Annotated in this window: 23 protein-coding genes; 13 read left to right on the forward strand and 10 right to left on the reverse strand. The window is 69.0% G+C overall.

The window, feature by feature from the left end:
- The first annotated feature begins 86 nt into the window (after positions 1–86).
- The 5 genes from rsmD to ACFHNC_RS16690 all read left to right on the forward strand — a co-directional run bounded on the left by rsmD (position 87) and on the right by ACFHNC_RS16690 (position 5,367).
- Positions 87–707 carry a 16S rRNA (guanine(966)-N(2))-methyltransferase RsmD gene (gene rsmD / locus ACFHNC_RS16670; RefSeq protein WP_437170357.1) on the forward strand — a complete coding sequence of 207 codons (621 nt, stop codon included), beginning with the start codon at positions 87–89 and terminating at the stop codon, positions 705–707.
- A gap of 84 nt (positions 708–791) precedes the next feature.
- On the forward strand, positions 792–1,556 hold the full coding sequence (locus ACFHNC_RS16675; protein ID WP_437170358.1) for an EAL domain-containing protein: 765 nt from the start codon (positions 792–794) through the stop codon (positions 1,554–1,556).
- A 97-nt stretch (positions 1,557–1,653) separates the two neighbouring features.
- On the forward strand, positions 1,654–2,751 hold the full coding sequence (locus tag ACFHNC_RS16680) for an ABC transporter ATP-binding protein (RefSeq protein WP_437170359.1): 1,098 nt from the start codon (positions 1,654–1,656) through the stop codon (positions 2,749–2,751).
- A gap of 1 nt (position 2,752) precedes the next feature.
- A complete protein-coding gene (locus tag ACFHNC_RS16685) occupies positions 2,753–3,718 on the forward strand; it encodes an ABC transporter substrate-binding protein (protein WP_437170360.1) in 966 nt (321 codons plus the stop codon).
- Entirely contained in the window at positions 3,718–5,367 is a 1,650-nt protein-coding gene (locus tag ACFHNC_RS16690) for an ABC transporter permease (RefSeq protein ID WP_437170361.1), read from the forward strand. The genes ACFHNC_RS16685 and ACFHNC_RS16690 overlap by 1 nt, the downstream gene beginning before the upstream one ends.
- Positions 5,368–5,369: 2 nt before the next feature.
- On the opposite strand, the gene ACFHNC_RS16695 is transcribed toward ACFHNC_RS16690, so the two are convergent.
- Genes ACFHNC_RS16695 through ACFHNC_RS16715 form a run of 5 tightly spaced genes read right to left on the reverse strand, consistent with a single transcriptional unit; the run spans position 5,370 to position 8,236 of the window.
- The gene (locus ACFHNC_RS16695; RefSeq protein WP_437170362.1) at positions 5,370–6,167 is read right to left on the reverse strand and encodes a sulfite exporter TauE/SafE family protein; all 798 of its coding nucleotides are present in this window, start codon (positions 6,165–6,167) and stop codon (positions 5,370–5,372) included.
- Between the two features lie 36 nt (positions 6,168–6,203).
- Positions 6,204–7,097 carry an MBL fold metallo-hydrolase gene (locus ACFHNC_RS16700; protein WP_437170363.1) on the reverse strand — a complete coding sequence of 298 codons (894 nt, stop codon included), beginning with the start codon at positions 7,095–7,097 and terminating at the stop codon, positions 6,204–6,206.
- 26 nt (positions 7,098–7,123) lie between these two features.
- Positions 7,124–7,579: a DUF6691 family protein gene (locus tag ACFHNC_RS16705; RefSeq protein ID WP_437170364.1), complete on the reverse strand. Its 456-nt coding sequence runs from the start codon at positions 7,577–7,579 to the stop codon at positions 7,124–7,126.
- An 8-nt stretch (positions 7,580–7,587) separates the two neighbouring features.
- Positions 7,588–8,016 carry a YeeE/YedE family protein gene (locus ACFHNC_RS16710; protein ID WP_437170365.1) on the reverse strand — a complete coding sequence of 143 codons (429 nt, stop codon included), beginning with the start codon at positions 8,014–8,016 and terminating at the stop codon, positions 7,588–7,590.
- 1 nt (position 8,017) lies between these two features.
- Positions 8,018–8,236: a YgaP family membrane protein gene (locus tag ACFHNC_RS16715; protein WP_437170366.1), complete on the reverse strand. Its 219-nt coding sequence runs from the start codon at positions 8,234–8,236 to the stop codon at positions 8,018–8,020.
- A 128-nt stretch (positions 8,237–8,364) separates the two neighbouring features.
- On the opposite strand from ACFHNC_RS16715, the gene ACFHNC_RS16720 reads away from it, so the two are divergent.
- On the forward strand, positions 8,365–8,808 hold the full coding sequence (locus ACFHNC_RS16720; RefSeq protein ID WP_437170367.1) for a hypothetical protein: 444 nt from the start codon (positions 8,365–8,367) through the stop codon (positions 8,806–8,808).
- Between the two features lie 175 nt (positions 8,809–8,983).
- On the opposite strand, the gene ACFHNC_RS16725 is transcribed toward ACFHNC_RS16720, so the two are convergent.
- Together ACFHNC_RS16725 and ACFHNC_RS16730 are read right to left on the reverse strand one after the other, a co-directional pair.
- The gene (locus tag ACFHNC_RS16725) at positions 8,984–9,970 is read right to left on the reverse strand and encodes an NAD-dependent epimerase/dehydratase family protein (RefSeq protein ID WP_437170368.1); all 987 of its coding nucleotides are present in this window, start codon (positions 9,968–9,970) and stop codon (positions 8,984–8,986) included.
- A gap of 2 nt (positions 9,971–9,972) precedes the next feature.
- Positions 9,973–10,746, reverse strand: a complete 774-nt coding sequence (locus ACFHNC_RS16730; protein WP_437170369.1) for an SDR family NAD(P)-dependent oxidoreductase — start codon at positions 10,744–10,746, stop codon at positions 9,973–9,975.
- Positions 10,747–11,100: 354 nt separating this feature from the next.
- Here ACFHNC_RS16730 and ACFHNC_RS16735 point away from each other — a divergent pair, with 354 nt between their 5' ends.
- Together ACFHNC_RS16735 and ACFHNC_RS16740 are read left to right on the forward strand one after the other, a co-directional pair.
- Complete coding sequence (locus ACFHNC_RS16735) at positions 11,101–11,583, forward strand: ureidoglycolate lyase (RefSeq protein ID WP_437170370.1); 483 nt, start codon at positions 11,101–11,103, stop codon at positions 11,581–11,583.
- Positions 11,580–12,503, forward strand: coding sequence for a polysaccharide deacetylase family protein (locus ACFHNC_RS16740; RefSeq protein ID WP_437170371.1), 924 nt, complete (start codon positions 11,580–11,582; stop codon positions 12,501–12,503). Before ACFHNC_RS16735 ends, ACFHNC_RS16740 begins: the two co-directional genes overlap by 4 nt.
- Positions 12,504–12,518: 15 nt before the next feature.
- Here the strand turns inward: ACFHNC_RS16740 and ACFHNC_RS16745 are convergent, their stop codons facing one another.
- The 3 genes from ACFHNC_RS16745 to ACFHNC_RS16755 all read right to left on the reverse strand — a co-directional run bounded on the left by ACFHNC_RS16745 (position 12,519) and on the right by ACFHNC_RS16755 (position 16,812).
- Positions 12,519–14,513 (reverse strand): TRAP transporter permease, encoded by a 1,995-nt coding sequence (locus ACFHNC_RS16745; protein WP_437170372.1) that lies wholly within the window; start codon positions 14,511–14,513, stop codon positions 12,519–12,521.
- A gap of 27 nt (positions 14,514–14,540) precedes the next feature.
- A complete protein-coding gene (locus tag ACFHNC_RS16750; protein ID WP_437170373.1) occupies positions 14,541–15,518 on the reverse strand; it encodes a TAXI family TRAP transporter solute-binding subunit in 978 nt (325 codons plus the stop codon).
- 79 nt (positions 15,519–15,597) lie between these two features.
- On the reverse strand, positions 15,598–16,812 hold the full coding sequence (locus ACFHNC_RS16755) for an MFS transporter (protein WP_437170374.1): 1,215 nt from the start codon (positions 16,810–16,812) through the stop codon (positions 15,598–15,600).
- A 205-nt stretch (positions 16,813–17,017) separates the two neighbouring features.
- Between ACFHNC_RS16755 and ACFHNC_RS16760 the strand changes: the two genes are divergently transcribed.
- From ACFHNC_RS16760 to ACFHNC_RS16780, 5 genes are all read left to right on the forward strand, one after another.
- Positions 17,018–18,649 carry a peptide chain release factor 3 gene (locus ACFHNC_RS16760; protein ID WP_437170375.1) on the forward strand — a complete coding sequence of 544 codons (1,632 nt, stop codon included), beginning with the start codon at positions 17,018–17,020 and terminating at the stop codon, positions 18,647–18,649.
- Positions 18,646–19,008, forward strand: a complete 363-nt coding sequence (locus ACFHNC_RS16765; protein ID WP_437170376.1) for a TraR/DksA family transcriptional regulator — start codon at positions 18,646–18,648, stop codon at positions 19,006–19,008. Before ACFHNC_RS16760 ends, ACFHNC_RS16765 begins: the two co-directional genes overlap by 4 nt.
- A 156-nt stretch (positions 19,009–19,164) precedes the next feature.
- Positions 19,165–19,548: a DUF6165 family protein gene (locus ACFHNC_RS16770; protein WP_437170377.1), complete on the forward strand. Its 384-nt coding sequence runs from the start codon at positions 19,165–19,167 to the stop codon at positions 19,546–19,548.
- A 15-nt stretch (positions 19,549–19,563) separates the two neighbouring features.
- On the forward strand, positions 19,564–20,526 hold the full coding sequence (locus ACFHNC_RS16775; RefSeq protein WP_437170378.1) for a glycosyltransferase family 9 protein: 963 nt from the start codon (positions 19,564–19,566) through the stop codon (positions 20,524–20,526).
- A gap of 4 nt (positions 20,527–20,530) precedes the next feature.
- Complete coding sequence (locus ACFHNC_RS16780; RefSeq protein WP_437170379.1) at positions 20,531–21,277, forward strand: FkbM family methyltransferase; 747 nt, start codon at positions 20,531–20,533, stop codon at positions 21,275–21,277.
- Positions 21,278–21,320: the final 43 nt, after the last annotated feature.

The raw sequence follows: 21,320 nt of genomic DNA on the forward strand, positions 1-21,320 counted from the left end.
TGAGCCGGCCGAGCCGGTCAGCAAGCGCCCGCCCCGCCCGGGCAATATCCCGCGCGCCCGCAACGCCGAACCGAAGAGGCACCCGCGTGCTCCGACTCGTCGCCGGACTCCACCGCGGACGTAGGCTGGCCGCGCCGCCGGGGGAGACCACGCGGCCGACCAGCGACCGGGTGCGCCAGGCGGTGTTCGACATGCTGCTGCATGCCCCCTCGGCCCAGGGGGCGGGCGGCGAGAGCGCCGTGGAAGGCCAGCGCGTGCTGGACGCCTTCGCTGGGTCCGGCGCGCTGGGGCTGGAGGCGCTGTCCCGCGGTGCCGTCCATGCCTGCTTCCTGGAACAGGACCGCGTGGCGCTCGCGGTGCTGCGGCAGAATGTCGCGACCTTGAAGGAGGAAGGCCGCTGCACCGTGCTGGGCGGCGATGTGCTGCGCCCCCGCGCCGCGCCCGCCCCCTGCGGCCTGGTACTGCTCGACCCGCCCTATGGACGGAACCTGGTGCCGAAGGCCCTGGTGGCGCTGTCCGCCGCCGGCTGGATCGCGCCCGGCGCGCTGGTGGTGGCGGAGACGGGGCGGGAGGAGGCGCTGGAGGCGCCCGGCTTCACTGAGGTGGCGTCGCGCGAGCACGGCGCGGCGCGGGTGATATTCCTGCGCGCCCAGACGGCGCCGCTGCCGCAGCGCCTCAACCCGGAAGCGTCGAACCTGCCGCGCTGAGCCAGGGATTCGGCGGCCGCGTTAACGCGTTTGATGCGACTCTCGCGTATTCAACGGTCAACCAGCGAGAGATTGGCGCGTCCCATGCGTTCCACTTCCACAGCCTGTTTTGCCTGCCGGACAGAGGTTGACCTGTTTCCCTTCACCATGGCCTTCCAGCCGGTAGTGGATGTGGTGGCGGGCCGGATCGTTGCGCATGAGGCGCTGGTGCGTGGGCCGGCCGGGCAGTCGGCGGGCCAGGTGCTGAGCCAGCTCGATGACCAGAACCTCTATGCCTTCGACCAGGCCTGCCGGGTGCGCGCCATCGAGATGGCGGCACGGCTTGGGGTGGACTGCGACCTCAACATCAATTTCCTGCCCTATGCGGTGTATGAGCCGCGCGCCTGCATCCGCCGCACCCTGGAAGCCGCGCGCCGCACTGGCTTCCCGTTGGACCGCCTGACCTTCGAAATCGTCGAGAGCGAGCGCATCGCCGACCTCGACCACATCCAGACCATCATCCAGGAGTACCGCCGTCACGGCTTCCGGATTGCGCTGGACGATTTCTCCACCGGCTATTCCGGCCTGGCGCGATTGGCCGATCTGCGGCCGGACATCATCAAGATCGACCGCGCTTTGGTGCAGGGCTGCGACCAGGACCGTGTGCGCCTGGCCATCATTGCGGCCCTGGTCGGGCTGGGGGCCGAGTTGGGCATCAAGGTGGTGGCCGAAGGCGTGGAACGGGTGGGAGAGGCGGCGGCGCTGCGCGGCACCGGCCTGCGCTTCATGCAGGGCTTCCTGTTCTCGCCCCCGGTGCTGGAGGGGCTGGCCGACCCGGCCCGGGCGCTCGCCCCGCTCCGCCGGGGCTGAAACGCGGCGGCCAGCCTGCATCATGCCGGGTCTGTCATGAAACTATAACCTCCGGGAGTCTCCCTTCAGCCAGGGCCGGCATGGCAATCCCCGGCCCATGCCAGACCGTACCGACCGGACCGGGGAGCCAGACGCGCTCACCCTGACAGACATCGTCCGATCCTTCGGCTCGCGGATTGTGCTGTCAGGCATCTCGCTCTCCCTGGCGAGGGGGGAGGTCGTGGCGCTGCTGGGCGCCTCGGGCTGCGGCAAGACCACGCTGTTGCGGCTGGTGGCCGGGCTGTTGGCGCCAAGCGCCGGCGCGATCGAGATCGCGGGAACCCGCGTCGCATCCGGCGGGCACAGCCTGCCGCCCGAGGCGCGAGGGCTTGGCATGGTGTTCCAGGACTATGCGCTCTGGCCGCATCTGAGCGTCGCCCGCAATGTCGCTTTCCCGCTCGAGATGCGCGGCGTGCAGCGGGCGGAGCGCGACCGCCGGGTGGCGGAGGCGCTGGCGCGGGTGGGGCTTGCAGATCTGGCGGCGCGGCAGCCGGGCACCCTGTCCGGCGGCCAGCAGCAGCGGGTGGCGCTGGCCCGTGCGCTTGTCGCCCGGCCGCCGCTGGTGCTGTTCGATGAGCCGCTGTCGAATCTCGACAAGGAATTGCGCGAAAGCCTGGCGCAGGAAATCGCCACGCTGCTGCGGGAGGAGGGGCTTTCCGCGCTTTACGTCACGCATGACCAGGCCGAGGCCTTCACGGTGGCGGACCGGGTGGTGGTGATGGCCGGCGGGCGCGTCCTGCAGGATGCGACGCCGGAGATGCTGGTGGCGCGCCCGGCCTCCGCCGAGGTGGCGCGCTTTCTCAATCTTGGCGCGCTGCTGCCGGGCGAGGTCCGGGGTGGCCGATTCCGCCATGCCGGGAGCGGCCTGGTGCTGGCGGTGGCAGCCCCCGATGGTCCGGCCGATGCCCTGCTGCCACGCCGCGGGCTGCGCCTCGACCCGCATGGGCCGATCACGGGCGAGGTGGTGGAGCAGCGGTTTCGTGGTGACGACCTGCTGGTGTCCGTGCGGCTGGCCGATGGGGCGCTGCTGTCGCTCAGCGCCGCCGCGCGGCTGCCGCAGGGCGCCGTCCGCCTCACTGTCGATCCCGGCCTGGCGACAGTGTTCGCCGCCGGCGCCGCCCATGCCGTGCTGAACCTGGTTCCCGAGGAGGCCTGATATGCTCGCCCGCCGCACGCTTCTGCTGTCTGCCCTGGCCACCCCCGCGCTGGTCGCATCCGCCCGCGCGCAGACGCCGCTGACGATCTACACGGCAGGGCCGCAGAACCTGATCAACAGCCTGGTCGAGGGCTTCGTCGCCGCCGGCGGCCCGGCCGCCAATGTGTTCCAGGCGACCACCGGCCGCGTGATGGCGCGGCTGGAGGCAGAGCGGGCGAATCCGGTCGCCGATGTGGTGATCTCGGCCTCCTGGTCCTCGGCGCGCGACATGAAGGCGCAGAACCTGCTGCTGCCGCATCTGCCGGCCGGCGCCGCGACGGTGCCGGACAGCCTGAAGGACAGCCATTACGTGGCGCAGGCCATCAGCGGCCTCGGCATCGTCTGGAACACCCGCTCCGGCACGCCGCGCCCGGCGGAATGGGACGACCTGGCCCGGCCAGAATTCCGCAACCTGGTGACGCTGCCCGATCCGGCGCAATCCGGCTCCAACTTCGACCTGATCGCCGGCATGCTGGCGGCACGCGGGGAGGCGGCGTGGGCGCTGTTCGCCGCGCTGAAGCGTAACGGCGCGATCGTCGCCGGCGCCAACCAGCAGGCGTTGAACCCGGTGTTGCAGGGCGCCAAGGCGGCGGTGTTCGGCGCGGTGGACTACATCGCGATGGGCGCCGCGGCGCGCGGTGAGAGCGTGGAGGTGATCTTCCCGGCATCCGGCACCGTGGTCGCGCCGCGCCCGGCGATGATCCTTGCCTCCGCCCGCAACCCGGATGCGGCGCGGCGCTTCATGGATCACATGCTGTCGGAGGATGGGCAGCAGCGCGTGGCACGGCTGTTCCTGATGCCGGCGCGGCCCGAGATTCCGGCGACGCGCCCGACCATCGCGCAGATCAAGATCCTGCCCTTCGATGAGGCCGCGGTGGAGGCCCAGCGCGCCGCGATCCTCGCCCGCTTCCGGCAGGTAATGGCCTGATGCGCGGCGGGGCGGCGATCTCGCTCTGCGCGGTCGCCGCCCTGCTGCTGCTGATCGGCCTGCCGGTCGGCGCCATACTGACGCAGGCCGTGTTTCCGGGGCTGACGCGGGGGGATTTGTCGGCGCCCTTCTCCGGCGTTGCGGCGGCGCTGTCGGAGCCACGGATGCTGGCGCTGATCGGCAATACCTTGGCGCTCGGTGTTTCGGTTTCGCTGGGGTGCCTGCTGATCTCGGCGCCGCTCGGGCTGATTCGCGGGCTGTGCCGCGTGCCGGGGGCGGCGGTGTGGGATGTCCTGTTCCTGATCCCCTTCATGATCCCGCCCTATATCGCCGCACTCGCCTGGATCATGACGCTGCAGCCGCGCGGCTACCTGGCGCAGCTTCTGGGTCTTGACCTCGGCTTCTTCCTGTTCTCCTTCCCCGGCATCGTCTTCGTCATGGTGCTGAACCTGTATCCGCTGACCTATTTCGCCGTGGCCCGGACGGTGGAGGCGGCGGGCGGGCGGCTGGCCGATGCGGCGCGGGTGTTCGGTGCGACGCCGGCGCGCGCGGTGTGGCGCATCACCTTGCCGCTGGCGACGCCGGGGATCGTCGCCAGCCTGCTGCTGGTCTTCGCCATGTCGATCGAGGAATTCGGCACGCCGGCGACGCTGGCGGCGCGCACCGGCTTTCATGTGCTGGTCACCGGCATCTACACGCGCTTCTCCGACTGGCCGATCGACCTGCCGGGGGCGGCGGTGCTGTCGATGGTGCTGATCCTGCTGGCCGGCGGCGCCTATTTGGTGCAACTGCTGATCCTGGCCCGGCGGTCTTTCGTCAGCGTGTCCGGCAAGCCGGTCGATACGGTGAAGGTGCCGCTCGGGCCGTGGACCTGGCCGGTGCTGGCGGCCTTTGGCGGGGTGACTTTGCTGGGGGTCGGCGTGCCGGTAGCGGCGGTGCTGGCCACGGCGCTGACGCGCACCATCTCGGGCGGCTTGGCCTGGGACAATGTTTCGTTCGAGCATTTCGCGGCAGTGTTCGGCAACAGCGCGGGTGCGCTGACGGCACTCGGCAATTCGCTGTCGCTGGCGGCAGGCGCGGCGCTGCTGACCGGGGTGATCGGGGCGCTGGTGGCCTATGTGCTGAACCGGACGGAGTTGCCGGGGCGCCGGCTGCTCGATGTGCTGTCGCTGCTGCCGAATGCGATTCCGGGGATCGTCGTCGCGGTCGGGCTGATCCTGGCGTGGAACCAGGCCTTCTGGCCGGTGGCCATCTACAACACGCCCTGGATGCTGCTGATCGCCTATTGCGCGCTGCTACTGCCCTACCCGATCCGCTATGCCGGGGCGGCGTTCCAGCAGATTGGCCGCAGCCTGGATGATGCGGCGCGCGTGGCGGGGGCGGGTGTGGGGGCGCTGTTGTGGCGGATTTTGCTGCCGCTGCTGCTGCCCTCGCTCGGTGTGGCGATGGTACTGGTGTTTGCCATTGCGACGCGGGAGTTAGTTGCTTCCATCATGGTGGCGCCGGCGGGCTTCTCCACCGTCTCCACCTTCGTCTTCGCGCAGTTCGAACAGGGCTCGGCGGGGGTGGGGATGGCGATGAGCGTAGTCGCGATCTTCACCTCGACCGCGATCCTGGTTGCGCTGTCGGCGGCGACGCGGCGGGTTTAGGCCTACAGGTAGCCCAGCGTCACCAGCCCCTTGTACACCACATAGACGCCGACGACGGCCACGATGGCGGCGAAGACCTGCGACAGGATCTGCTTCTTCCCGGCCAGGAACCCGGCGAGCCGGCTGCCGAACACGCCCCCCACCAGCCCGCCAGCCACGAACAGCCCGACCAGCGGCCAATCCACCAGCCCCGACAGCGCATAATTGGCCGCCGTGGTGATCCCGAAGGCGGTGACGGCGACGAGGGAGGAGCCGATCGCGAAGATCAGCGACATGCCGGTTGCCGCCATCAGCCCCGGCACGATGAGGAAACCGCCGCCGATGCCGAAGAAGCCGGACATCACGCCGGCACCGAAGCCGATGCCCAGCAGCCGGGGCAGCAGGTGCCGCGCGCTCGCCCAGGTCAGCACCACCTCCGGATTTCCCGGGTCGCGCTTCGGCCGCAGCATCAGCAAGGCGATGACGATCATCAGGATGCCAAACAGCACCAGCAGCTTCTGCCCATCCATCTGCTTGCCGAGGGTGGAGCCGAGGGCGGCGCCGGCGATTCCCGCCGCCGCGAAGACCAGGGCGCAGCGCCATTTGATGTTGCCGGCGCGCGCATGGCCGACAACGTTGCCGAGCGCGCTGACCGCCACCGCCACGGCACTCGTGCCGATTGCGATATGCGGCGAGCTGACGCCGACCACATACATCAGCAGCGGCACGGCGAGGATCGAGCCGCCACCGCCGATCAGGCCCAGCACGAAGCCGACCAGCCCGCCCGAGCCGGTGGCCAGCGCCGCGACGTCATAGGTCATGGCGTCAGCCCCGGGCGCGCCGTGCCTGGCGATCTGTCATAGCGCATTTACGGGCAGCTTCAGGAAGACGCGGCCATTGGGTTCCGGGGGCGGCAGCGCGCCGGCTCGCATATTGACCTGGAGCGAGGGCAGGATGAGGCGCGGCATGTCCAGCGTGCGGTCGCGCGCCTCCCGCATCGCGACGAAATCATCCTCCGTGACGCCGTCCCGCACATGGATGTTGTGGGCGCGTTCCTCGGCGACGGTGGTTTCCCAGCGGATCTCGCGGCCGTTGGGGCCGTAGTCGTGGCACATGAACAGCCGGGTCTCCGGCGACAAATCCAGCACGCGGCGGATGGAGCGGTACAGCGTGCGCGCATCGCCGCCCGGGAAATCGGCGCGGGCGGAGCCGCCATCGGGCATGAACAGCGTATCGCCGACGAAGGCTGCGTTACCGATCACATGCGTCATGCAGGCCGGCGTGTGGCCGGGCGTATGCATCGCAAACGCCTGCAGCCCGCCGATGGCGTAGCTGTCGGCATCCTGGAACAACCGGTCGAACTGGCTGCCGTCGCGGCGGAACTCGGTACCTTCGTTGAAGACCTTGCCGAAGACCTCCTGCACCACGGTGATCTTCTCACCGATGCCGATCTTGCCGCCGAGCTGGTTCTGGATGTAGGGCGCGGCCGAGAGATGGTCGGCATGCACATGCGTCTCGATCAGCCATTCCAGCTTCAGGCCGTGGGCGCGGATATGGGCGATGATGGCGTCCGCGCCCTGATGGCTGATGCGGCCGGCGGCGTAGTCGATATCCATCACGGAATCGACCACGGCGCAGGCGGTGGAGGCCGGATCCTTGACCACATAGCTGATGGTGTTGGTGGGCGCGTCGAAGAAGGCCGTAACCTCCGGCTTCACAGACAGGTCCACGCGATGCGGAATGGCGTTCATGGGGCGTCTCCGTCTGCTGGTGCGGATTACGTGCGGGGCAGCGCAGGGCTGGGCGCGGTGTTGCGCCCGGCGAGCCAGCGCGCGCCGGCCATGCCGGCGAACATGGTGGCGAGGAACAGCCAGGCCGGCGTGCCGCCCGTGGTCAGCGCGGTCAGTGCCGGGCCCGGGCAGAAGCCGGCCAGGCCCCAGCCGATGCCGAAGATCGCCGGGCCGGCCAGGATCCGCGCATCGATGACGGTGGCGGTGGGCAGGTGGAAGCGCGTGTCGAAGATTGGCCGGTCGCGGCGCAGCACCAGGCGGTAGCCGATGAAGGTCACCGCAATGGCACCGGCCATCACGAAGGCCAGGCTGGCATCCCAACCGCCGGAGGGAATGGCGGCGAGGTCGAGGAAGTTCAGCACCTTCGCCGGATCGGACATGCCGGCGATGACCAGGCCGAGGCCGAGCAGCAGGCCGATGGCGAATTGCGCGAGGATGACCATGGGGCGCCTCAGATCAGGTGGCGGGTGACGAAGACGGTGGCGAAGGCCGCCGCCATGAAAACCGCGGTGGCGACCACCGAGCGCATCGAAAGCCGCGAGATCCCGCAGACGCCATGGCCCGAGGTGCAGCCATTGCCCCACACCGCGCCGAAGCCGACCAGCAGCCCGGCCAGCAGCAGCACGGGCGTTGAGGCCTCGATCTGCGGCAGCGGCAGCGTGCCGGTGGCCAGCCCCACCAGCAACGGCGCCAGGATGATGCCGAGCACGAAGGCGAAACGGCCGGCCAGGCCAGGCTCCGCATAGGGCGGCAGCAGGCGGGAGGCGAAGCCGCTGATCCCCGCAATGCGCCCGGTGGCCACCATCAGCGCCACGGCGGCGGCGCCGATCAGCGCGCCGCCGAACAGCGAGGCGACCGGTGTGAAGTCCGTCGCGATCATGTCAGGCCTTGCCTGCCGCGCAGGTGCGGATGCCGAACAGCATGTAGGCCGGGCAGATGCGGAAGGCGGCGGTGGCCACCAGCACCACGCCCACCGCGACCACGACGAAGCGCCAGGCGCCGAGCGGTGCGAAACTATCCGCCAGCAGCAAGGGCGCCAACACCAGCACCGCGCCGAAGACGAAGCGAAGGGTGCGATCGAGCGATCCGACATTGATCATGATGAGTGTCCTCCGGCCTGTACGTCTTGGGTTTGTATCTGCGCAGTTTCTAAGATACAAGGCTTGCAGCCAGTTGCAAGGCGGGGCTGCCCGCTTTCCATCCTGCCTCACATGAGAAGCACACTGTCATGACCCGTTCCAATCTGGCTGGCGCCGCCATGCTGCTGCTGGGTGGCCTTGCCCTCGCACCGCCGGCCCAGGCGCAGGACACGCCGCGCATCCTCGCCCTGGTGACCACGGCGGAGACGCAGGTGCAGGGTATGGCCTTCGTGCTGCTCAACGCCATGCGCGCGCAGGGCGCCACCGTGGAAGTGATGCTGTGCGGCCCGGCCGCCGATCTCGCACGGCGCGAGCCGGCCGCCGCCGCCATGCCGCTGCGCCCGATGAATGCGACGCCCGCGCAGATGCTGGCCGGCATGGTCAGTGCCGGCGTGCGGACCGAGGTCTGCGCCCTGTACCTGCCCAATGCCGTCATTGGGCCCGAGGCGCTGGTGGAGGGTGTGCGCCCGGCGCAGCCGCCGGAGATGGCACGCCGCATGATCGCGCCTGGCACCACCGTCCTGCCGTTCTGAAGGGACCCCGCCGGCTTGCGCGCCGCCCGTATACGCGTTCATGGCGCGTGCCGCGCTTCACCGAGCGGGAAATAGGCGCCGCCGGTCGGGCCGCTGACGAAGCGCAGCGTGCCGACGAGGCGGCTGGTATCGACCTACGCGGCGGCGCCGGCGGTCAGCAGGAAGCGACGGGTGGTCATGGCGTGTCGCCTTCGAAGGACGAGCGTTGCAGCCAGTCGAGATAGTCGGTCAGGGCTTCCTCCATGCCGAAGCGGGCGCGGAACCCAAGGTCCTGCAGGGCACGGGTGGTGGACAGGGGCGGCCGGTCATCCGGGCCGTGGAAATCGATCGTCGCGGCCTCGCCGGGCTGGGCAAGGCGCCAGTCGATCTTTTGCCGCAGGGCCAGCGCGGCGCACCATTCGGCGACGGCCCAGATGACGGGGGAGGAGACGTTGTAGACCGGTGAGGCGGGCGCCTCGGCCAGCAGGATCGCGGCCACGCCTTCCGCGATGTCGGGCGCATAGATCCAGTCGCGCGCCCCAGGGCGTGGCAGGATGATGGGGCGGCCCTCGCGCGCCGCCTGCATCACCTGGTGCATCGGGCTGAGCGTATCGCGCAGCCCGCTGTCACGCTCGAACCGTCCGAAGACGCCGCCGAGGCGTGCGGCGAACACCTGCACGCCGCGCAGAGGCCCGGCGCGCAGCAGCAGACGCTCCGCGGCCAGCTTGGTGAGGCCATAGACGGCGCCGGGTTGTGGCAGGCTCAGCACCTCATCCAGCAGGCCCTCCGCGGGTGTGGCGGCGCCATAGACGGAGGCGGAGCTGAGGACGACCAGGCGCTGCACGCCCTGCGCCACCGCGGCATCCAGCACGTTCAGCGAACCCATGATGTTGACGGCGGCGGTTGCGGTCGCTGCCTCCCCATCGCGGCCGGCGGCGGTGGTGACGGCGGCGCCATGCACCACGCGATCCGGCTTCGCCTCCGCGAACAGCGCCTGCACGGCGGGGGCATCGCGCAGATCGGTGATGCGCCAGGTGACGCGCTGATGCCCGGGCAGAGCGGCGAGCGCCCCAGCGGGTGGCGGCGCATGGCCGACGCCCACCACCTCCTGCCCCTGCGCCAGCAGCGCGGAGACGATGTTCAGGCCGACGAAGCCGGTGGCGCCTGTGACGAGGATTTTCACGGTCAGTATGCCATCCAGCCGCCATCGACCATCAGGTTGTGGCCGGTGATGTAGGTTGCGTCGTCGCTCGCCAGGAACAGCGCGGCGCTGGCGATATCGCCGGGCCGGCCGAGGCGCGGCATCGGCGTGCGGGACTTCGAGTAGTCGAGCGAATCCGAACCTGGCCCGCCCGTCGGCTTCCCGGTCAGGATGCGGCCGGGGGCCACTGCGTTGCAGATGATGTGATCCTCCGCGTAGTCCACCGCGACCTGGCGCGTGATGTAGACGGCGGCGGCCTTGCCGGTGCCATAGGCGATCTTGCCCGGCGCGCAGACCATGCCGTGCTGGGAGGAGATGTTGACGATGCGGCCGCGCGCATCGCCGACCACGGGCTGCGTCAGGAATTGCTGGATCGCGCGCTTGCAGCCGAAGAACACGCCCTTTGCGTTCACCGCCATCACATGGTCCCAATCCGCCTCGGTGGTCTCCAGCAGCTTGGTGCCGCTGCCGAGCGTCGCGGCGTTGTTGACGATGACGTCGAGCTTGCCGAATTCCGCGACGGTCTTCGTCACCAGCGCGTCGATATCATCCCATTTCGAGACGTCGCAGATATGGAAGCGCGCCGTGCCGCCGGCGTCCTCGATCAGCTTGCGCGTGGGCTCCCCGCCTTCCTTCACATCCTCCGTCACGTCGCCGATCGCGACGATGGCGCCTTCCTTGGCGAACAGCATGGATATGGCGCGACCGATGCCTGAGGCCCCGCCCGTGACGACGACGACCTTGCCCTTGAGGCGCATGGTGCTTTTTCCCTTGTACAGTCATGCCTCCGGCACGCGCCGGGCCTGGGCGATCAGGCCCAGGTCAATGTCAGGATGGCGCGGCGGTCGCTTGCGGCACGGCACATCAGCATGGAATCCTCGGAGAGGATGGCGGATCTTGGACGCCGTCGGAATACCAGAGTATCTCTACTGCCGTTTTCCCGTAAGGATAGCCGGGTATTTCGGCAGAGTGGCCGCCGTTAGATTTTTCTGCCTGTTCATCGGACAATGCCGGCCGCGGGATGCGTCCATATTGGGCAATCGTCTCGGCTGGCTGTCTCGCACCTGCTCCGCCATCATCCGACGTGACTCTCCAGCAAGCGAGGCCCCTGCATGCGCCTGATCGCCAAACCCCTGACCAGCGAGGCCTTCGCCGCATTTGGCGAGGTGCTGAGCGCGCCGCAGGACCCGGGGCGGGTCTACACGGAAGGCGCGCTGTCCAGCCGCCGCGCGCAGGCTGCCCCCAGCCTTTCCTTCACCTGCAAGGCGCCGTCCACGCTGCCGCTGTCCTCCACCACGATGGAGCGGCACCAGTTCTCCTCGCAATCCTTCGTGCCGATGGGTGGCGGGCGCTGGATTGCGGTGGTTGCGCCGCATGGCGCGGATGGTGGGCCGGACATGGCCCGCGCGCAGGCCTTCGTCGCGCAGCCGGACCAGGGCGTCACCTACGGCGCCGATGTCTGGCACCACCCCTTCACCGTCATAGACCGGCCCGGCCGCTTTGCGGTGTTCATGTGGAAGGACGGCACCAAGACGGATGAGGAGTTCGTCGAGGTGGCGCCCTTCGAAGTCGATCTGGATGGAGGCGCGGCATGACCTATCAGGTGAAGCGCGACTACATCGGCTATGGCGGCAATCCGCCGGATCCGAAGTGGCCGGGTGGCGCGCGGCTCGCAGTGAATTTCGTCATCAACTACGAGGAAGGCTCCGAGCCATCGGTGCAGGATGGCGAGGGCTACACCGAAAACGGCCACACCGAATCGCACGGGACCACACCGATCCCGAAGGGCCGCGATCTGGCGGCGGAGGGGATGTTTGAATATGGCAGCCGCGTCGGCTTCTGGCGGCTGCACCGGCTGTTCCAGGAACGTGGCCTGCCGGTGACGATCTTCGCCTGCGCGCTGGCGCTGGAACGCAACCCGGAAGCCGCCGCCGCCATCCGGGATGCGGGCTACGACATCTGCTGCCATGGCTGGCGTTGGGTGAAGCATTACGAGCTGACCGAGGCGGAGGAACGCGAGCACATCGCGCGTGCCGTCACCAGCCTGGAACGCACGCTCGGCCAGAAGCCGGATGGCTGGTACTGCCGCTACGGACCCTCGGTGAACACGCGCCGCCTGGTCACCGAGCATGGCGGCTTCCTGTATGACAGCGACTATTATGGGGAGGAACTGCCCTTCTGGGTCACGGTGGAAGGGCAGGGGCGGCTGGTGGTGCCGTATTCGCTGACCAACAATGACGGCAAGTACAACGGCCCGACCGGCACCGCGGACCAGTGGTTCGCCTTCGTGCGCGATGCCTTCGACATGCTGTATGCGGAAGGCGCGCGCACGCCGAAGATGATGTCGGTGGGGCTGCATATGCGGCTGATCGGTCACCCGGCGCGGGCGGCCGGCTTGCAGCGTTTGCTGGATTACATGATGCAGCGCCGCGACGTGTGGATCGCGAAGCGGGTGGATATCGCCAGGCACTGGACGGCGACGCACCCCTACAGCGGCAAGGGCCTCAATGAGTAGCCGCTGGCGCGGCCCTCACGCAGCGCGCAGGCGCTGCGCTTCGGGCCGTGCCAGATACTCCGTGATGCCGACGAACAGCGCGATGGCAACAGCCGCGAAATTGGCGATGCCGGCGGGGTGCATCACCAGCACGATTGCCACCGCCAGCAGGCCCATCTTCCAGATGGGCAGTGGGCGCGTCAGGTAGCGCTCACCCAGCGCGCCCATGCAGAACACGCCGACCAGCCCGCCCATCACCGCCAGCAGCACGGACAGCACCGGCATCTCGTGCCACAGCACCAGTGCGGGCCAATAGACGAAGATGAAGGGCACGAGATACGCCGCCATGCCGAGCCGCATGGCGGTGAAGCCGGTTTTCATCACCGGCGCATTGGCGATGCCCGCGGCCACATAGGCTGCGAGTGCGACCGGCGGCGTGATGGCGGAAACGCCGCCCCAATAATAGCAGAACAGGTGCGCCACCAGCGGCGGCACGCCGAGCTGGATGAGGCTCGGCGCCACCAGCGTCGCGGTGATGATGTAGACCGAGGTGGTGGGCAGGCCGAAGCTGAGGAACAGCGAACAGGCCGCCGCCAGCAGCAGCGCCGGCAGCAGCATGCCCGCCGCCAGGCCGATGATGGATTGCGTGAACAGCAGCCCCACGCCGGTCAGTCCGACGCTGCCGACGATGAAGCCCACCGCGGCGCAGGCAATGGCGGTGGAGATGCTGTTGCGCGCGCCGATCTCCAGCGCCTCCAGGATGTCGCGCAGGCTCATGCGGGAGGATTTGCGGAAGGAGCTGACCACGATGACGGCAACGATGGAGAAGAAGGCGGCGAACAGCGCCGTGTAGCCCATCATCAACATGCCGATCAGCACGAAGATCGGCAGCACCAGATGGCCCTGCTCCAGCAGGACGGCCTTGACCTTCGGCAGGCGGTGCCGCGGCAGCCCCTCCATGCCCACCTTGCGGGCGCGCAGATGCACCTGCAGGTAGACCGCGCCGTAATACAGCAGCGCCGGCAGCAGCGCGCCGGCGGCGACAGCGGCGTAGGGCATCTGCAGGTATTCGGCCATGATGAAGGCGGAGGCGCCCATCACCGGCGGCAGGAACTGCCCGCCGCAGGAGGCCACGGCCTCCACCGCGCCGGCGTAGTAGCCGCTGAAGCCGAGCCGCTTCATCAGCGGAATGGTGAAGACGCCGGTGGAGGCGACATTGGCGGCGGATGAGCCCTGGATGGTGCCCATCAGCGCGCTCGCCAGCACGCCGACCTTGGCCGGGCCGCCCGGGGAATGGCCCGCGGCGGCGAAGGCGATGTTGGTGAAGAAGGTCGTGGTGCCGGATTTCTGCAGGAAGGCGCCGAACAGGATGAACAGATAGACGTAGGTGGCGGAGACACCGACGGCGATGCCGAAGACACCTTCCGTCGTCATGTACATCTGCCGGATCACCCGGTCATAGGTGAAGCCGCCATGGCCCAATATGCCCGGCATCCAGGGGCCGACGAACAGATAGCCCAGGAATATCGCCGCCAGCACGATCAGGAACATGCCCATGGTGCGCCGGGCCGCTTCCAGGATCATCAGGCAGAAGATGCTGCCGACGATGATGTCCGTCTGCGTCGGGAAGCCGCCGCGATCGACGATGTCCTGGTAGGTGTAGGCGACATAGAAGGCGGAGGCGCCGCCGAGGATGCTCAGCACCAGATCCACCACGCCGGGCTGGCGGCTGCGGCCTGATTTCGTGGCCGGGTAGATCAGGAAGCAGAGGAACAGCATCAGCGCGACATGCACCGGCCGCTGCTCCATCGCGGGCAGCGGCCGATAGCCGGCCGTGTAGAAGTGGAAGATGGAGGAACCGATGGCCACCACGGCAAACAGCAGCGCCCAGCGGCCAACCAGGCGGCGCGTGTCGCTGTGAACTTCCGACTCGGCGCTGATGGCGTTGACGTCGATGATGCCCTCGCCTTCCAGCGTCGGGCGCCGCCATTCTGTTTCCCGTTCCCGCCGGGCACCAGGCGTCACAGCCATCCTCTTGGTTCCTCAATCAGCCTGCGTTCAGGTGCGGCCGGATTCCGCGTAGAAACGCTCGGCGCCCGGATGCAGCGGGAAGGGCAGGCCGTCACGCGCATTCGCCAGCGTCATGAAATCCGCCAGCGGATGCACCTGAAGCAGGCGCGGCTTGTTCTCGAACATCGTTTTCACCAGCGCATGCGCCACGTCATCCGGCACGCGGTCATGCACGGCGAGCGTGGTCGGCGCGGCGAAGGTCTTGAAGGGGCGATTGCTGCCCGGCACGTGCCGCGCTTCCACCGTGTAGGGGTAGTCCAGCCCCTGGGCTGCCATGAAGGCAACGACATCCTCGTCGATGTCGATGATGCGGGCGAAGCCGGTATCCATCATCTGCTGGACGGAGGATGAGCCAGGTGCATCCGGCCAGACCACGGCATCGATCTGCCGGTTGCGAACCTGGTCGATGGTGGCGCCATGCACGGTGAATTCGGCGCGGATGTCACGATAGGTCCAGCCCATATGGCCCATCATGATGCGCCACCAGGCCTCGCCCTGGCTGCCCTGCGTGCCGACCGACACGCGCTTGCCCTTCAGGTCGCGCAGCGTCTTGATCTCGGGCGCCCAGTTCATCGCCAGGAACCATTGCGGGTTGGGATAGACCGTGGCCAGCGAACGCAGCCCCTGGTAGCGGCCGCGCGGGCGGTTGGCGAAGACGCCTGAGTTCTTGTAGGCCAGTTCACCGATGCTGCCGGCCAGGTAGGCGACCTCCACTTCCCGGTCCGCCAGCAGATCCAGGTTCTGCACGGTGCCGCCCGTGGCCTGGATGGAGGCGCGAACGCCCGGGACGGTGTCGTTCCAGATGGCGGCGAGACCGCTGCCGAGGCGGTAGTAGTTGCCGCCTGAACCGGCGGTGGCGATCCGCACGAAGCGGGTCTGTGCGATGGCGGGCGAAGCCAGGCCCGCCAGGGCGGAAACGCCAAGCGGCGCCGTTGCAGCCAGGCGCACCAGATTTCTGCGACGCATTGCATCCTCCCATTCTTGGCTTGTTACCCGTGAGCGCAGCATGCGTTGAGATGGCCGTCAAGCAACCCCGGCGCAACAATCAGTCTGGCGGGCGGCGCGACCCGCGGTGCCTGCGCGTCACCGGCAGGGTCAGCAGGGAGGCGACGAGCATGCCGGCCAGGCACCAGGCCGCCTGCGTGTGCAGCGTGATGCCAAGGTCCAGCAGCCAGCCAAAAGCGGCCGGCGCGAGGGCGGAGGCGATGACGCCGGCGCCGGCCACCGTGGCCCGCACCGAACCCAGGCGCTCAACGCCGTAGAAATCGGTCCACAAGGCGGTCGCCATGGTGGTCGAGACGCCGGAGGTGAGGCCGGCCAGCAGCAAGTAGATCACCGCCGCCGGCTGGCTGTCGCGGCCGAGCAGGATGACTCCCATGGCCAGCACCAGCGGCAGCAGGAACAGCGGCAGCAGCGGTGTGGCGCCGATCCGGTCGATCACCGGCCCCGCGCGCAGCACCGCACCAGCGCGGGCCACGGCGTAGCCCGCGAAAGCCGCCGCCACCACGCGCAGATCCCAGCCGATTTCCGCGGCCAGGCGAAGCTGATGGAAGAAGAAGCCCGTGACGACGAAGGAGGGGGCGAGGATGGCCGGCAGCACCAGCCAGAACCGCGCATCGCGCCACAGCGAGGGCGCGCGCGGGCCGGGCTGCTGGCCCGGGCGAGAAGCGGCCGTGGCCTCCGCGCGCGGCAGCAGGCGCAGCGCCGCCCAGCCCGCCAGCAGCACCGCCGCCGCCGCACCCCACCAGAGGCCGCGCCAGCCGACCCAGGGCAGCAGCCCGATGGCGATGGGCGGCAGCACGGCCTCCCCCAGCGCGAAGCCCAGCGCCACCAGCGCCAGCGCCTTGCCGCGATCATGCTGGAAGCGCCGGGCCGTGGCGGTCATCGCCGTGTGGGTCAGCAGCCCCTGGCCTGCCATGCGCAGCAGGAAGAAGGCCAGCACCAGCAGCAGCGGCCCCTGCACGGTGGCCATGGCGAGGCAGCCCACCACCAGCAGCAGCGTCGAGAACATGGTGTAGCGGCGAAGGGAAACACGATCGATCCAGCGCCCAGCCCAGCCCAATGCGAAGCCGGAGGCGAGGGTGGCCACGGCGTAGCCCAGGCCGAGCTGTCCATCCGAGATGGCGAACTCCTCCGCGATGCCGGTGCCCGACAGCGCGATGAAGAAGGTCTGGCCGAAGCTGGACAGGGCGGCGAGGAGGAAGCCGAAGGCCAGGGGCCGCGGATGCGCGCGCGCGAAGGACAGGTATTCCGCAAGCATCCTGTCTGACTAGCCGCAGGATGCCCGGGCCGGAACCCCGCAATCGGGGCTGGCATGCCGCGGCTGATGACCTTAAGTGTGGGTGGCAATGGAAACCGATCCGCGCGCCGCGCCCGCGAAACAACGAAACGCCAGCGCCACCCCACCCTGAAACAGGTCGCCTTCCCCACGTGCCGCCCAACGCCGCACCGAGGAGACCTGCCACTTGGACCATGTCCCGACCGAAGCCGCTCGCGCGGAGACGCCTAATCCTGCCGCGGAGGCGCTGCGCCGGCGCAGCTTCGCCATCATCGCCCATCCGGATGCCGGCAAGACCACGCTGACGGAAAAACTGCTGCTGAAGGGCGGCGCCATCCAGCTTGCGGGCCAGGTTCGCGCCAAGGGCAACCGCCGTCGCACGCGGTCCGACTGGATGAAGATCGAACAAGATCGCGGCATCTCCGTCGCCACGTCCGTGATGACCTTCGAGCGTGACGGGCTGGTGTTCAACCTGCTCGACACGCCGGGGCACGAGGATTTCTCGGAGGATACCTACCGCACATTGTCGGCGGTGGATGCGGCGGTGATGGTGCTGGACGCGGCGAAAGGCATCGAAAGCCAGACGCGAAAGCTGTTCGAGGTGTGCCGCCTGCGCGACATTCCCATCATCACCTTCATCAACAAGATGGACCGCGATGGGCGGGACCCGCTGGAGCTGATCGACGAGATCGAGAAGACCCTCGCCTTGGATGTGTCCCCGGCGGCCTGGCCGATCGGGCAGGGGCGCGACTTCATCGGCGTGTACGATATCCTGGACCCGGCGCTGCGGATGCTGCTGGATGGCGGCGACAACCACATCCGACTGCGCGGGCTTGATGATCCGGAGCTGGAATTGTTGCTGCCGCCGGATTTGCTGACGGAGCTGCGCGCACAGGCCGGCCTGGTCATGGCGGGCTGCCCCAAATTCGATCGCGAACAGTTCCTGCGAGGCACCATGACGCCGGTGTTCTTCGGCAGCGCCTTGCGGGATTTTGGTGTCGGGCATCTTCTGGACGGCCTCGCCCGTCTCGCGCCACCGCCGCGGCCACGCGCCGCCGATACCCGCCTGGTGGTGCCGGGGGAGGATCGGCTGACCGGCTTCGTGTTCAAGGTGCAGGCCAACATGGACCCGAACCACCGCGACCGTGTCGCCTTCCTGCGTGTCTGTTCCGGGCGGCTGGAGAAGGGCGCACGGCTGACACAGGTGCGGACGGGCAAGGCCATCCCCGTCAACGCGCCGCTGTTTTTTTTCGCCAAGGAACGGCAGGTGGCAGAGGAAGCCTGGGCGGGCGATGTGGTCGGCATCGCCAATCACGGCACGCTGCGGATCGGCGATACGCTGACGGAGGGAGAGGCGCTGCATTTCCGCGGCGTGCCATCCTTCGCGCCGGAGCATCTGCGCCGGGCGCGGCTGGAGGACCCGATGCTGGCCAAGAAGCTGAAGAAGGCGCTGGAACAGTTGGCGGATGAGGGGGTGGTGCAGTTGTTCAAGCCGCTCGATGGCTCCGCCCCCGTGGTCGGGGTCTTCGGCCTGCTCCAGCTTGATGTCCTGGCCAGCCGGCTGCGGGTGGAATACGGCATTCCGGCCAGCTTCGAGGCCGCGCCATGGAACCAGCTTCGCTGGATCGAAGCCTTGGACCGCGAGGCGATGGCCCGCTTCACCCGCGGCAACATCAACGACCTCGCCGAGGATCATGACGGGCAGATGGTGGCGATGTTCGCCTCCGACTGGCGGCGCCGGCGGGTTCAGGAGGAATGGAAGAACATCGCCTTCCACACCATCCGCGAACAGCACGGCCTGCCCGGTGCCGCCGCATGAGCAGACCCACTGATGATGTGCCGTCCGGTATTGATCTCGATGCGATGCGGGCGCGGCTTCTGGCGGATCGTGCGGCGCTGACAGGCATCAGCACGGCGTCGCTCGAAAGCCGAGGACCGGTGGAGCTGGACCACACCAGCGTTGGCCGCCTGTCCCGCATGGATGCGATCCAGCAGCAGGCCATGGCGCTGGCCACCGAACGGCGCCGCGCCGAGTCCTTGCAGCGCATCGACGCGGCACTTGCCCGGATCGAGGCCGGTGAGTTCGGCTGGTGCGGCCAGTGTGGAGAGCCTGTCGCACCGGGCCGCCTGGCGCTGGACCCTGCCACCCTGAATTGCGTTTCCTGTGCCGCCGGCTGATGGCCACACGCATTCGGCGCTGGTTGCGCCTGATTCGCGGATCGGTTATGCCCTGCCAATGATCGAGGCCGGTCTCACTCCGCCCTGACGCGCCCCCCACCCGCCACGCCTGTGGCGGTGAAGTTGGGATTGATGCGACAATTGGGGAGATTGCGGATGAGGCTGTGTATCGAGGTATCGCCCGGCGAGGCGGTCGACAAATCCACGATCCTGGCGATCAAGCTGGCGAAGCTGGCGGATGCGGCGAAGCTCGCGCATGTAAAACGGGAAGCCGCGACGCTGCACCAGGTGGTGGACCCGCTGCTGCACGCCACCCCCGTCTTGCGGCAGATCCAGGCCTCCCTGCAGGCGGTGAACGAGAAGCTCTGGGACACGGAAGACAGGCTGCGCATGCTGGAAGCGCGCGGCGATTTCGGCGCCGATTTCGTGCGGCTGGCACGCGATGTCTACATCACCAACGACCAGCGGGCGGCGCTGAAGGCGGAGATCAACGCGCTGCTCGGCTCCGACATCGCCGAACAGAAATCCTACGCCGCCTGATCGAAGGATAGCCGCATGGCCATCCTGTTCATCGGGCCGACCCGGCTGGGCGACGGCATCCTGGTCAGCGGGCTGCTGCATTGGCTGCATGAAACACATCCGGCAGAGGAGATCACGCTCGCCTGCGGCCGTTGGGCCGCGCTGGCGCTGCGCGATGCGCCGGGGGTGACCTCGATCCACATCATGGAAAAGCGCTCGCTTGGCCGGCATTGGCTGGCGCTGTGGAATGCCGCGCGGAAGCGCCGCTGGCGGCTGGTGCTGGATCTGCGGCGCTCCGCCATGCCCTGGCTGATCCGCGCCGAGGCCCGGCACAGCGTGCCGCCCGCGGTGCCGGGTGAGCATCGGGTGGTGCAGGCCGCCCGCGCGCTCGGCCTGCCGCCGCAGGCGCCGCGGGCGTGGCTTGGCACGGTGCAGCGGGACGCGGCGGCACGTTTGCTGCCGCCGGGCCGCCCGGTGCTGGCGCTCGGCACCGGCTCCAACTGGATCTGCAAGACCTGGCCGGCGGAACGGTTCGCGGTGCTTGCCCGGCGCCTGACCGCGCCGGATGGCGCGCTGCCCGGCGCCACCATCCTGCTGGTCGGCGGCGCGGGGGAACGCGGCTCGGCCGATGCCATCATCGCCGGCCTGGCGCCAGACCGCTTCGTCGATGCCTTCGGGCAGGATGTTCCGGCCACGGCGGCGCTGCTGGAACGCGCCAGCCTTTTCATCGGCAATGATTCCGCGATGATGCACCTGGCCGCGGCCGTCGGGGCGCGCACCATCGGCCTGTTCGGCCCGACGCCGGATGCGAATTACGGCCCCTGGGGGCCGGAGGCGCTGGTGGTGCGGACACCGGAAAGCGCAGCGGCGCTTCAGGCGCAGCGGGATGCGGACCCGGCCATCGCCACAAGCAGCCAGATGACCAACCTGCAGGTCGCGGCGGTGGCGCAGGCGATCCAGCGGCGATGGCCGGAACTCGCGGCGGCAGAGGAGGCCTGACCCCATGGCATGGGAACCCCCGATGAACATGGAGGAGCGGCTGAAGGCCCTTCTCCTGCCGGCGCGGCTGCAACTGCACTATCAGGTGGCGCGGGAGAAGGTGCGCGGCGAGGCGGAACTTCGCCTGGTGCCGTTCCTGGCCGACCGGCGCCGCGCCTCCCTGGATATCGGGGCCAATCGGGGCGTCTGGTCCGAGGTGCTGCGGCACCACTCCCTGTGCGTCCATGCCTTCGAACCGAACCCGAAAATGTACCGGCTGCTGCGGCGTGGCGTGGCAAGGGGCGTCACCCCGCACCCGATCGCGCTGTCCGACCGGGCCGGCCACTCGGCGCTGATGGTGCCGAAGGGCACGCGTGGCTATTCCAACCAGGGCGCCTCCCTCAGCGCCGAGAAGATCGGCAGCGCCGAGCATCGCAGCGTGGCGGTGGAAACCACGCGGCTGGACGATCTCGATCTCGGCCCGATCGGCTTCATCAAGATCGATGTCGAGGGGCATGAGATGGCGGTGATCGCCGGCGCCACCGAAACCCTCGCGCGCCACCGCCCCAACCTGATCGTGGAGATCGAGGAGAAACACGCGCATCGCCCGATCGCGGAGCTGCTCGGCGCCGTCTGCGCGCATGGGTATGAGGCCTTCGCGCTGGATCGCGGCGGGCTGCGGCGGGTGGCGCAGCTCGACCTGGCGGCGCGACATGCCCGGGACGCCGCGCGGGGGGACTACATCTTCAACTGGATCTTCCTGCCGCGCTGAGCGCCCGTGGCGGGCCTTGCGCCGTCGCCTATCGGTCCGCTAT

The sequence above is a fragment of the Falsiroseomonas sp. E2-1-a4 genome (assembly GCF_051433165.1).
Lineage (GTDB): Bacteria > Pseudomonadota > Alphaproteobacteria > Acetobacterales > Acetobacteraceae > Falsiroseomonas.